The organism is Streptomyces sp. NPDC055287, from assembly GCF_053646035.1.
Map to the genome: position 1 here is coordinate 25,994 of NZ_JBSHNE010000037.1, position 11,630 is coordinate 37,623.

The following is an 11,630-nucleotide window of genomic DNA, read 5'->3' on the forward strand; positions in this document are numbered from 1 at the left end:
ACAGAGGTTTTCTCAACGAAATGATCTCGTGAGGTGACCCGGCCCAGGGGGATCCCGCGAGCTGCGATGAGTCCTGCGGCGGCCGGTAGTCGTAGTGTCGAACCTGTTCCCGAGGAGGACTTCTGATGCGCAGCGTGACCTATTCGATGGGCGTCTCCCTTGACGGCTACGTCGTCGGGCCGGACGGCGATTTCGGCTGGACGGCGCCTGACGAGGAGGTCTTTCGCTTCGTCACCGACGAGATCCGGGAGGTCGGTGTCCACCTGTTGGGACGACGGCTGTACGAGACGATGCTGTACTGGGAGACCGCCGACCAGGATCCATCGCTCGACGACTCGATGCTCGAGTGGGCCGCGCTCTGGAAGCCGCTCCCAAAGGTGGTGTTCTCCACCACGCTGTCGGCAGTGCGGGGCAATGCCCGCCTGGCCTCCGGCGGCCTGGCGGAGGAGATCGAGCGGTTGCGGGCCGAGCCGGGGGAGGGCGACATCGCGATTGGCGGCGCGACTCTCGCCGCCGAGGCGGCCGCGTTGGGTCTGATCGACGAGTACCGGGCCAGGGTCTACCCGGTGCTGGTTGGCGGTGGAGTTCCGTTCTTTCCCCAGCGCGAGCGCCGGGTGGATCTCGAACTCGTCGAGAGCCGCACCTTCAGCTCGAGCGTCGTCTACCTCCGCTACCGCGTGGCGCGTTAGCCGGCTCGTCCGCCGAGCCCTAGGACGAACGGGCCAGCCAGTGACGTCTTCTCAGCGAAATGATCTGCGCGAAGCGGTGTGAACCACCGCCTGGCGAAGACGAGTCGGGCGGACCACACCCGACGGCAGACACACGTAAAGCCCCTGGTAGGACAGGCCTCACCACAAGATCATGTCGGCAACCACCAGAGGTTTCAGGTTGGTCACCCATGTCGCCACGCTCGACGTCCCGCGCCACGTCGTTTACCACCACTCACGCTGCTGGCCGCAAACCGGTGGCGGATCGGCACCCCGCGTGGCAGCCGGGCACGCGGCCCGTTCCGCCAGGCCGTCCTGGCCCTGCGCTGGTTCCGCGAACGCGGCTGCGTGCACTGCCTGGCGCGCGACGCCGGCTACCGCTACCTCCACGAGGGCATCGACACTCACCGACCAAGTCCCGGATCTGCACAAAGCATTCGGCGGCAACGTGCAGTTCCTTGCCGCACCCGGCGGCACCCCGCTGTGGGTCTCCGACGTCGAGCCCCTCCACCCCCGACATCACCGCCGCCCGCATCCACGCACTCCCCGCGCTGTACCGCGCAGCGGCCAACGGCCGCCCCACCCTGGCCGACAAGGGTTACATCGGCGCCGGAATCAACATCCTCGTCCCGGTGCGGCGGCCGAAGGGCCGCTCCGAACAGGCCCTGCATGCCGACACACGCACCACCAACAACCTGATCAGAGGCGTCCGCGCTCTCGGAGAACGCGCTGCTGCCGAGCTCAAGCCGCGCTGGCGCACCCCGCGACACATCTGCGGCGATCCACTCGCACATCGCACATCGCACATCGGGCATCGGGCATCGGGCACAGGACATCGACGACTGGCGGCCCCGGTGCCACAGCATCGCCCGGACTCGCCGCGACACGCAGCGAGTCCGGGGCCAGCGCGAGGAACTCATCGAGATCACTGCGGAACCACTCGCGCCACCCATCCGTACGCGCGCAAGCATCTTCGATGACACGCCCGCGAGTCTGACCACCATGCCGTACGCAGCCGTCGCCGCGCGAGGTTGAAGAACAAGCTGAGAACCTGTGACAAACCTCCGCCGCAAGGCGTCCGCTGCAGGCTGGTCGGAGATCGTTGCCGATCCGGAACGCGTCAGGCCTGGTCGCGCCCGGCCGCCCGGTCCGAGACTCGGGGTGTGCCCCGTCGCCCTATCGCCGCCGCCGCTGTCGTCGTCCTCGCGCTGAGTCTCGCGAGCGTAGTGCTGCACGTACACCTCTCCGGTTCCTCCGGCGGCCACCGCAACCCGGGCATACTGCAACGCACGCCGCCGGTCGAGTCGGACGGCAAGGCGCCGAACGTTACCCCGGCCGAGTGCGCCGCACCGCCCGCCGCCGCACCGCCCGCCGCCCCGGCGCGCTCCGCCCGGTCAGCTCCGCAACAGACAGCCAACCGCACGGATTTCAACGGCGACGGCTTCCCCGACATCCACCTCGACGCCTGGTACCGCCCGAAGGAGGGTGGCGGCTGGCTGCACCACCGCGCCGTCGTCCCCGGCTCGGCGCAAGGCATCGCCCCGGCGGCCGGCGTCTCACTGAGCCTTCCCGGACTCGACCCGGCCACCAGCACCCGCCCGCTGGTCGCGAACAGCGCCGCCCACCTCACCGGGGACCTCGACGGCGACGGCCTGGCGGACCTCGTCATCCAGAACCTGTTCCACGACCGCGAGCGCTCCTGGACCGGACAGAGCATCGTCTGGGGCAGTCGGAAGGGCACGCCACGCGTGCTGCGACTCCCCGCCGAGTACCCGTTGTTCCCGGCGGCCGGTGACTTCGACGGAGACGGGGCGCTGGACCTGGTGGGGCTGCGAGACGGCCGCGAGGTGCGGCCTCCGGGCTTCCACGAGCTGCGCCGCTCGGCCTGCATCACTATCCTCTACGGGCCGTTCACCCGCACCGGCGCACCCCGCAGGACCGTAGCCGTCGAGGCGACCCAGGGTGGATACGTGGGTGTGTCCACCCTCGTCACCGGCGACTTCGACGGAGACGGCCGCGATGACGTGGTCACCCGAGGAGGGCTGCCGATGCCACCGGAGGATCAGGACGTGTCCGACGGGTACAACAAGGACCGCCTGCTGCCCGGCCTCGTGGACACCCGCTACTACCGCGGTACGCCCGCAGGGCCGGCCGTGGCCTCCTTGCCCACTCGCGTGGGCAAGGCTCTGCCACTGCCGGGCGGCGACCGGACCACACCGCTGCTCACCGCCGGGAAACTGGACGGCGACGGGTTCACGGACATCGTCCAGACCGACGGCACAATCCTGCACGGCGGGCCGCACGGCCCCGGCGCCCGCACCAGTCGGCTTCCCGCTGCCTACGACACCCGGGGCGAGGACCCACCCGGAACGTTGCGGACCATCGGCTATACCGGAGGGCCCGTCCTCGCCGACCTGAACGGCGACGGTTAGGACGACCTGGTGGACCGGGACTCCCGCAGTAAACCGGCGGGCACCCTGACCGTTCTGCTCTCACAGCCGAAAGGCGGCTACGCGCCCCCACTCACCATCGACCGCTACGGGCTCTATCTGCCCAGCCGTCCCGCGCACAGCGCCGACGCCGACAACTTCGGCTGGGACGTCGCCGCTGCCGACCTCGACGGCGACGGCCGCGCCGAACTCCTCGCCGGATACCGGGGCTTCTCCAAGCCCCGAGAGGAACACGGCTATTGGGTCTTCCCCGGAACAGCCGACGGCCCGGGCATCAAGAAGGCGCGGTTCGTGCCCGTACGGGAAGTGGGCACAAGATGACTGCCTTCGGCAAACCTACGCAGCGGTCCTGCCCCGTAGATGGCCGAAACACCCCGACGCGAGGAGTTGGCCTCAGAGGAGCGATGGTCGGCGGGACAGGACCTGCCTTGGCGCCCAAACATCCGGCACAGAGCTGTACTGCACGTTCATCAGTAGTCAGCGTTCCGAACGCGCCTCCACGATCGAGGCGACCATGGCGAAGGCGGCGCTCGGTGGCTGGCGTCTCACTGTGACCAGCTCCCGCGAAATCCCCTGACCACAGATGGTCTGCTGGCAATCCTGGCACGTCCCCGGGCCCATTCCGGCGCCGTCCGACTGAATGTGGTGGCCGAGATCGAGACGGGGTGGGAGTGCTCGGTCATCAAGTCTCCTGCCGGAAGGGTCGCGGCGTGCGGCTCCAGCGGCCCCCTGCCATCTCGGCCGTGATGCCCGGGCCGAACCCGGCCGGGAGGCCGCGCTTGGTCGGCGGCGGCGCCACCCTCGTCGAACAGCCGACGTAGCGCGTCAAGTACGTCGGCGCTCGCGATGTTCCCGTACTCCGTGAGCGTGGCCCGGCTGTGCCGAAACGCCTCCGGCTCGACATGGAGGAAGGTGCTCAGGTCGTAGTGCGTCGCCTGCGCGATTTCCTTGTCCTGCGCGATGCAGACCAGCAAGCCTGAGCAGTGCACTGGCTTCTCCCCAGGCAGGGCTCAGCGTGGGCCGGAACTCTCGCAGAGCCTAGGACCACCGCGCCCAGGACGCTTCAGGGGCAGGGGAGTTGGGCGAGGCCGGGGCCTGCAGGTGCGTCGTGGTGGCCCGCCAGGTAGGAGGCGGTCTGGCCGGGTGTGGGTCCCGTCGGTCGTCGTCCCGCCGACCTGACTCGGCCGGCTAGCGGCAGTACCCGTGTGCGCTGCCCATGATCTGGGCGGTCTGCTTCGAGGTAGTGCCGAGTTCCTTCATCGTCTTCTTCGCCTGGTCGGCGAGCGCCACGCCCTGGGCGGCACAGAAGGCATTGCCGTGGATGAGGAGCGCTTCGTCGCTGATGCTTGCCATGTCCGGATAGTTGTCCCGAATCGTCTTGAGATAGAGCTTGGACAGAACGCCTGTCAGCTGGCGCGGCTTGGCGCGGTCCTCGGAGGAGCCCGCCGGGGCGCCTTCTTGAGAGGTTTCCGAGGGCGCGTGGGCAGCCGACGCCGCGGGGGCCGGGACGCCGGAGCGGTTGTCGCCGGAGTCGTCGCATGCCGAGGTGCCGAGGGAGGCGACCGTCAGGCACAGGATGAGTGTGGGCAGGCGCTTGTACATGAATCTCCTGGTCGAGGGGGCAGCGGCGCTCATTCTCACCCGTGGCCGGCGCGTACGGCGAACGGGTTCCTCGCTGTGCTTGCCGCGGTTCAGTGCGGCAGGACCGGCCAGACGGTATGAGGTGGTTGCAGGGGGCGTACCCGCCGGAGCGTGTGCCTGCGGGGTCGCGGATCTCGCCGGTATGCCTGATCCAGGTCACCACCCGAAGCCGGTAGCCCTCAGGGGTGGTGTGCGTCAGCTCGATGACGGCGGTGGGGTGACTCCCGAGGACGCCCACCCAGGCACCCCGCAGCCACTGGGGCGGTGTAGGGCGGGGCCCGGCCGCCCGCCGCTTTGCGCTCGCCGCGCCCGGCCGCCGTGTCGCCGCTGGGTCTGTGCGTTGCGACGCCCGTCCGCCGTCCGCCGCCTGGACTTCCGCCGCGCTGTCGTTTGGTGCCCCGGCCGGTGCCCGGGCACGCCATTCCATGTCGACGGCCCGAGCCGCTGTCCATCCGCCCCGCGTTCCGCGGCCCGCCGGGGCCGCCGCCGGGCCCGGGGCCTGCGCTTTCCGTGTCGCTGTGCCCGCCGGGCCCGCGACGGTCCGGCGCCCGCCCGCCCGCCCGCCCGCCTTGCCGCCGCCCGTCGCTCGGCGCCGGCCTGCCGTCGGACACCATCTCGCCGCGCCGCCGTGTCGCCGCCCGCGCTTGGGCCCGGAGTCGGGTTCTAGACGTGAACGTCGCGGAATGCCCGCCGCGTTCTGTCGTCCGCGAGCACCATCGCAAAGGGCAGGGTCGTGGGCCGGAACGTCAGGAGAAGCAACCGCCTCCAGGCGCAGACGGCTGGCTTTCGCGGCTGGCGCTGACCTGGACTTGCGCAGGCAGCCAGGGCCGTCACCGAGGCTGCGACTCAGGCGATCCGACGCCTGCAGGCGGACCCGCAACATCCCTCGCGTGGCTGCAAGCAGTTCGCGAGGATGGGTAGCGTCTTCATCTTCCGCTTGAACGCCGAACTGAGGGCAGAACCAAATCGGAATCGGCATCAGGGACGACCTGCTGGAGACCGCGGCCGGCCTGGCCAGCGGCCGGGCGCGCGCCAGACAGCGCCGCTCGGCCACTGCGCAGGAGAGTGTCGAAGAGCTTGCCGGCCTGGCCGGGCGGCCCGGTGCTGTTGCAGTCGCGGCGCGCGGCAGTGGTTACGCGTAACCCCGACTCGACTGCAGCGTCGGAGCTCTCAACGGGGTCTTGCCGCCACCCCCGGTTCAGGCGGCGGCCTGGGAAATGAAAACTCGTTCCAGCAGGGTGTGCAGGGAGTCCCGCTCCTGGTCGCTGAGCCTGTCCAGGCCCTCCTGCGTGGCGCGCATCTTCGCGCGAATCGTGTCGGTGACGCGCTCGCCCTCGGCTGTGAGGACGACGTTCCTGATGCGCCGGTCGGAGGGGCTGGGCTCGCGGCGCACCAGGCCACGCTTCTCCAGCCGGTCGACGATCCCGGTCATGTTGGAGGCGTCGCAGGTCAGGGTGTGGGCCAGGGCACGCATCGCGGCGGGGCCCCGGCGCAGCACGGTCAGTGCCTTGCCCTGGCTCGCGGTGAGGTTCTCGCTCGCCGCCGCGACGGTGAAGTCGCCGTAGTAGGCACCGAGGCACACCGAGAGCAGCTCCATGAGCCGGGCCATATCGACGCGGGCGGTTCCTGTCATGGGCGTCACTTTACCCAGGAAGCTTGACATTCTCAAATATTTACATTTACCGTCTTCTCGTTGCTTGAAGTTATCAACCATCAAAGTTAGCAAGTACCTACGAGGAGCACCTCCGTGACCGTCACTGCGTCTTCGGCCCCCCGCGCGGCCGAGATCCTGTCCCGGCCCGTCGCGCTGAACGGCCTGACCGTCCCGAACCGCATCGTGATGGCGCCGATGACGCGCATGTTCTCCCCGGGCGGCGTCCCCGGTGAGGACGTGCGGTCGTACTACGCCCGTCGCGCCGCCGCGGGTGTGGGCCTGATCGTCACCGAGGGGACCTACGTCGGCCACGAGTCGGCCGGACAGAGTGACCGTGTGCCGCGGTTCCATGGTGAGGAACAGCTGGCGGGATGGGCGAAGGTCGCCGAGGCCGTTCACGCGGCGGGCGGCACGATCGTCCCGCAGCTGTGGCACATCGGCATGGTGCGCAAGCAGGGCGATGCGCCCTACGTCGACGCCCCCGCCGTCGGCCCTTCCGGCCTCCGCGTCGACGGTACCGAGGGCACCGGCAAGGCGATGACCCGGCACGACCTGGACGACGTCATCGGCGCTTTCGTCGAGGCTGCCGCGGCCGCCGAGCGCATCGGCTTCGACGGCGTCGAACTGCACGGCGCCCACGGCTACCTCCTCGACCAGTTCCTGTGGGCGGGGACGAACCGCCGTACCGATGCCTACGGCGGCGCCCCCGTGGCCCGTACGAAGTTCGCGGCCGAGATCGTGGCCGCGGTCCGTGAGACCATCTCGCCCGACTTCCCGGTGATCTTCCGCTACTCGCAGTGGAAGCAGGAAGCCTACGATGCGAGGCTCGCCCAGACCCCGGAGGAGCTGGAGGCGATCCTGACCCCGCTTGCCGCGGCCGGCGTCGACGCCTTCCACGCCTCTACCCGCCGCTACTGGCTCCCGGAGTTCGAGGACTCGGACCTGAACCTCGCGGGCTGGACCAAGAAGCTCACCGGCAGGCCTACCATCACCGTCGGCTCGATCGGCCTCGACGGCGACTTCCTCCGCGCGTTCGCGGGCGAGGGTGCCGCGGTCGGCAGCATCGACAACCTCCTCGACCGCCTGGAGCGCGACGAGTTCGACCTGGTCGCCGTCGGCCGCGCGCTGCTCCACGACCCGGAGTGGGCGGCGAAGGTCCTGGCGGGCCGGGTCGAGGAACTGAAGCCGTACGACGCGGCGGCGCTGAAGACGCTGAGCTAGCGTCCTGCGCCGGGGATTCTTCGGCAGAAGCGGGCGAGGGAGAGGGAGTTGCCCATCGTGCCGGCGTCGCCGCCGGGGCCCCAACCGGAGACACTGCTCAGTCGGGCGATAGCTCTGGCGGGGTCACCGGTTCGGGTGGGCTGTTCCACCTCGAAGTCGTGACCAGTCAGGGGCTCAACGAAACGGCCCGGCAACTGGCCGACTCGATCAGGCCCGAGGGCGGCTGCGGTCCTCGGGCGGAAGGCGCCTTGTCGCTATTGTCGCAGTGGAGATGGTCCTGGCGAGAGGTCCTCCAGGGGAGTGGCTGAGAGGGGGGTTACGCCACGGCGAGCACCGTGCGGCAGTCGTGCCAAGCGGGAGCGCTGAGCAGGTTCTGCCATCGGGTGAAGAGGGCCAGGAGATCGGCACCGCACCTCTCGCGGAAGGCTGGGTCGATACGCGCGAGGTCGAGTTCATTGGCGGCGGACAGTTCGGCAAAGTCCCGGCACGCCTGCGCCGACGGCGTATGGGTGAGGCCGGTGAACCTGTCACGGAAGGGGACGTCGTGCGCAGTGAGGACCGGGTGGGTGGCCCTTCGGTCGCAGGAGGCGTAGAGGTAGACGACGGCCTCGGCCTCGGTGCCGATCGCGGTCTCCAGGTCGGTACGGCGGTCCAGAGGCAGCAACGCGGTGGGGAAGCCGTCGGTTCCGTAAAACGCATGGCACAGGCCGGTGAGTTGCAGGGCGGGGCGAGCCTCCCATGCAGCGAGCTGCGCGCGCACGCGCTGAAGGTGGGCGAGGAGAGTGCCCCCGGGGTGGGCAATGCCCTGAGCACCGAGTCGGCGCAGAAGCGAGACGGCCCGGTCGGTGGGGGAAACGGGAGCGGTCACAGGCCGGCTTCCTTTCGGTGGGTGGGGTCAGCACCCGCCTGGCGACTTACCTCAGTCCGGATCCTCGCGAAGATGCGGGGCGGGTTGCCGCCCGGCGCCCGGTGGTGATCTTCCCGGCACCGTTCATCCCAGTCAACCCTGGGAATTGCTCACTACTTCCAAGCTGCAACTCGGGGCCCGCTTCGGTGACCGCCGCGTCTTCGTGGCCGTGTGCCAGGCAGGAAGCCTCAGTGCTGTAGCCCGGGCTTTGGGTTGCCACGCTGACCTGGGCTGATCAGTTCGTGGTGCGCAGGTGCGGTCAGGTGGTACGGGTGCCTCGGCGGCGGGCAGCGCGTGCGGATGGCGACACGCGCTGTTCGCGTGGGCCCGTGAAGTGCTGACTGGTCACGGCGGGCTCAAGATTTCCGAGGCAGGGGCCACTGGGACGAATGGGGTGAGAAAGGTTGCCTGGCCAACCCGCCGGTCATCAGGTCGCCGGCGTCCTGCCAGGCGGTGGCTCCAGCGCATTGCGCACGATTCCGGGCAGACGGGCGACGGCGGAGGGCGGGGCCGCTTCCAGCGGCCTCACCGTGTCACCCCGGCGACGGCCGTGATCAGGCCATCGTTCCGTCACCTGATCGGCCCACCAGGACCTAGAGTATGCGCGTGACCGAGCAGAACTCCGAACTCATCGCCGGCCGGTACCAGCTGGTCGAACGCATCGGCCAGGGCGGCATGGGCCGGGTCTGGCGGGGCGTCGACCAGCAGCTCTTCGGACGCGAGGTCGCCATCAAGGAGATCCTCTTCCCGGTGGGGCTGGACGAAGGCGACCGCGCCACACTGCTCCGGCGCTTCACCGGCGAGGCCCGTGCGGCGGTCACTCTCAGCCATCCCGGCATCATCACCATTCACGACGTCGTGGAGCACCGGGGCGCTCCCGTGATCGTCATGGAGTTCATCCGGGGACAGTCCCTGGCCGCGGCCATCCGCCAGCAGGGCCGGCTGCCCGCGCAGCGGGTGGCGGAGATCGGCTCCGCCATGCTCGACGCGCTTGCCGAGGCACATGCCGCGCGGATCGTCCACCGCGACATCAAGCCGGACAACGTGCTCCTGACCAAGGACCGCGTCGTCCTCACCGACTTCGGCATCGCCCACCTCGCGGACGCCACGACCAAGCTCAGCCACAGCGGGATCGTCATCGGCACCCCGCACTACATGCCGCCGGAGCAGTTGGAGGGCAAGCGCCCGACCCCCGCCAACGACCTGTGGGCGCTCGGCGCCACCCTCTACCACGCCGTCGAGGGGCAGCCGCCGTTCGACGCCGAGGGGCTCCACGCCCTAGCCGTGGCCGTCTTCACCCGCCCCCACCGGCCGCCGACCCACGCCGGCCCGTTGGCGCCCGTGCTGGACGCGCTCCTCACCAAGGACCCGGCGCATCGACCGGGGGTCGCCGAGGCCGCCGAGTTGCTGGCGTCGGCGCTGCGGTCCTCCCGGTCCCGGGCAGGCGTAACCGCCGAGGGCGTCCAGCCCGAGGCCGTACCCGTACCCGCACCGGATCCGGCACCTGTTCCGGACGCGGCGACGGAGCACGCCCCCACCCCGACGGAGCGGGAGGCGGAACTGCCGTCCCCGCCACCCCGGCCGACGCCCACGGTCAGGGACTCCGCATCCGCCCCCGACTCCCCAAGCAGGCCCGTACCGAACCGGCCGACCACCACGCCCGTGCCCCTTCCCACGGCCGAGGCCGAGGACGTCGTCTCGCTCGGTGGGAGGGACCAAGAGGGGCGCGCCGACGGGGTGACCGCCCGGCGGCGCGCACTCACCCGGCGCTCCACCCTCCTCGGGGTGGCCGTGGCCACGCTCACCGTCGGCTCCGTCCTGACCTGGACCTTCAATCGCGACACCCCGCCCGGCGGCGGTGGTGCGGCCGGCAGTGGCTCTGCGGCTTCCCCCGTGACCGTGGTGATCGGGGTGGACGCACCGCTCAGCGGCGCCCTGTCCTCCCTGGGCGTCGGCATCAAGAACTCCGCCGACCTGGCAGCCGAGACCGCTAACCGGACCCGCCACGTACCCGGCGTGAACTTTCAGATCAAGGCCCTGGACGACGATTCCTCTCCCGCCAAGGGCGCGCCTAACGCGGCCCAGTTCGTCGCCGACGAGAAAGTGCTGGGCGTTGTCGGACCACTCAACTCCGGTGTCGCCCGGACCATGGCGGAACCGCTCGCACAGGCGAACCTGGTCAACGTGTCGCCGGCCAACACCAACCCCGTGCTGACACTGGGCCCCCACTGGGCCGAGGGCACCAAGTCCCGCCCGTACAAGACCTACTTCCGCACCGTTGCGACGGACGTGGACCAGGGGCCGTTCGCAGCCCGGTACCTCCACGAAGAAGTGAGGAAGACGAAGCTCTACGTCATCGACGACAGCAGCGACTACGGCACCAGCCTCACCTCCGGGTTCACGGCCGAATTCACGAAGCTCGGCGGAACCGTCGTCGGCACCGAGCAAGTCGACCCTGCGGAGAGCGACTTCGCGGGCCTCGCCACGAGGGTCCGGAGCTCCGGCGCCGAGGCCGTCTACTTCGGCGGCTACTACACCACCGCGGCGCCGCTCTCCCGGCAGCTCAAGCAGGCGGGCCTGAACATCCCGCTGATGGGCGGCGACGGTGTCTTCGACCAGCAATTCCTCACGACCAATCCGAAGGCCGAGGGCGACCTCGCCACCAACATCGGCGTACCCGCCGAGAGCCTGGCGAGAGGAGAGACCTTCCTCGCGCAGTACCGAAAGGCGGGGTACCCCGAGGCGGCCGGTTCGTACGGCCCCTACGCGTACGACGCGGCCTGGGCTGTCATCGAGGCGGTGAAGGCCGTCGTGGCGGCCCACGGAGGTCTCCCCAAGGACGCTCGGGCGAAGATGCCGCAGGCGGTGGCGGGACTGAGGTTCGACGGCGTCACGGGTCGCGTGGCCTTCGACAAGTACGGCGACACGGTCGACCGCCGGCTGACGGTGTACGCGGTGAAGGGCGGCAGCTGGACGACCGTGAAGAGCGGCTCCCTCACGCCCTGATCCGCCCCGACGGACGGGCCGCAGTCGCCGGGCCCGGCGCGCCG

The 11,630-nt window shown here is 70.2% G+C and carries 9 protein-coding genes and 1 pseudogene; 6 read left to right on the forward strand and 4 right to left on the reverse strand.

Features of this window, described 5'->3' with window-relative positions:
* Positions 1 to 125 precede the first annotated feature (125 nt).
* From ACWIHY_RS33315 to ACWIHY_RS33330, 4 genes are all read left to right on the forward strand, one after another.
* Complete coding sequence (locus ACWIHY_RS33315) at positions 126 to 689, forward strand: dihydrofolate reductase family protein (protein ID WP_454380039.1); 564 nt, start codon at positions 126 to 128, stop codon at positions 687 to 689.
* A 209-nt stretch (positions 690 to 898) separates the two neighbouring features.
* Positions 899 to 1,687 (forward strand): transposase family protein, encoded by a 789-nt coding sequence (locus tag ACWIHY_RS33320; protein WP_454380040.1) that lies wholly within the window; start codon positions 899 to 901, stop codon positions 1,685 to 1,687.
* Positions 1,688 to 1,870: 183 nt separating this feature from the next.
* Complete coding sequence (locus ACWIHY_RS33325; RefSeq protein WP_454380042.1) at positions 1,871 to 3,139, forward strand: FG-GAP repeat domain-containing protein; 1,269 nt, start codon at positions 1,871 to 1,873, stop codon at positions 3,137 to 3,139.
* Between the two features lie 9 nt (positions 3,140 to 3,148).
* Complete coding sequence (locus ACWIHY_RS33330; RefSeq protein WP_454380044.1) at positions 3,149 to 3,478, forward strand: FG-GAP repeat protein; 330 nt, start codon at positions 3,149 to 3,151, stop codon at positions 3,476 to 3,478.
* A gap of 361 nt (positions 3,479 to 3,839) precedes the next feature.
* Here the strand turns inward: ACWIHY_RS33330 and ACWIHY_RS33335 are convergent.
* The 3 genes and pseudogenes from ACWIHY_RS33335 to ACWIHY_RS33345 form a co-directional block, all read right to left on the reverse strand.
* Positions 3,840 to 4,080, reverse strand: a pseudogene (locus ACWIHY_RS33335) (type III polyketide synthase); the annotation flags it as partial.
* A 265-nt stretch (positions 4,081 to 4,345) separates the two neighbouring features.
* Positions 4,346 to 4,759 carry a hypothetical protein gene (locus ACWIHY_RS33340; protein WP_454380046.1) on the reverse strand — a complete coding sequence of 138 codons (414 nt, stop codon included), beginning with the start codon at positions 4,757 to 4,759 and terminating at the stop codon, positions 4,346 to 4,348.
* Between the two features lie 1,237 nt (positions 4,760 to 5,996).
* Positions 5,997 to 6,431: a MarR family winged helix-turn-helix transcriptional regulator gene (locus ACWIHY_RS33345; RefSeq protein WP_454380048.1), complete on the reverse strand. Its 435-nt coding sequence runs from the start codon at positions 6,429 to 6,431 to the stop codon at positions 5,997 to 5,999.
* 114 nt (positions 6,432 to 6,545) lie between these two features.
* On the opposite strand from ACWIHY_RS33345, the gene ACWIHY_RS33350 reads away from it, so the two are divergent.
* Positions 6,546 to 7,673, forward strand: a complete 1,128-nt coding sequence (locus ACWIHY_RS33350) for an NADH:flavin oxidoreductase (protein WP_454380050.1) — start codon at positions 6,546 to 6,548, stop codon at positions 7,671 to 7,673.
* A 316-nt stretch (positions 7,674 to 7,989) separates the two neighbouring features.
* On the opposite strand, the gene ACWIHY_RS33355 is transcribed toward ACWIHY_RS33350, so the two are convergent.
* Positions 7,990 to 8,541: a DUF6817 domain-containing protein gene (locus ACWIHY_RS33355; protein ID WP_454380052.1), complete on the reverse strand. Its 552-nt coding sequence runs from the start codon at positions 8,539 to 8,541 to the stop codon at positions 7,990 to 7,992.
* A 645-nt stretch (positions 8,542 to 9,186) separates the two neighbouring features.
* Between ACWIHY_RS33355 and ACWIHY_RS33360 the strand changes: the two genes are divergently transcribed.
* Positions 9,187 to 11,586, forward strand: coding sequence for a bifunctional serine/threonine-protein kinase/ABC transporter substrate-binding protein (locus ACWIHY_RS33360; protein WP_454380053.1), 2,400 nt, complete (start codon positions 9,187 to 9,189; stop codon positions 11,584 to 11,586).
* The last annotated feature ends 44 nt before the right edge of the window (positions 11,587 to 11,630 follow it).

Excerpts from the sequence above, each read along its gene's own strand:
- ACWIHY_RS33315 (WP_454380039.1), top strand. The coding sequence starts at position 126 with ATGCGCAGCGTGACCTATTCGATGGGCGTCTCCCTTGACGGCTACGTC.
- ACWIHY_RS33320 (WP_454380040.1), top strand. The coding sequence starts at position 899 with ATGTCGCCACGCTCGACGTCCCGCGCCACGTCGTTTACCACCACTCAC.
- ACWIHY_RS33340 (WP_454380046.1), bottom strand. The coding sequence starts at position 4,759 with ATGTACAAGCGCCTGCCCACACTCATCCTGTGCCTGACGGTCGCCTCC.
- ACWIHY_RS33345 (WP_454380048.1), bottom strand. The coding sequence starts at position 6,431 with ATGACAGGAACCGCCCGCGTCGATATGGCCCGGCTCATGGAGCTGCTC.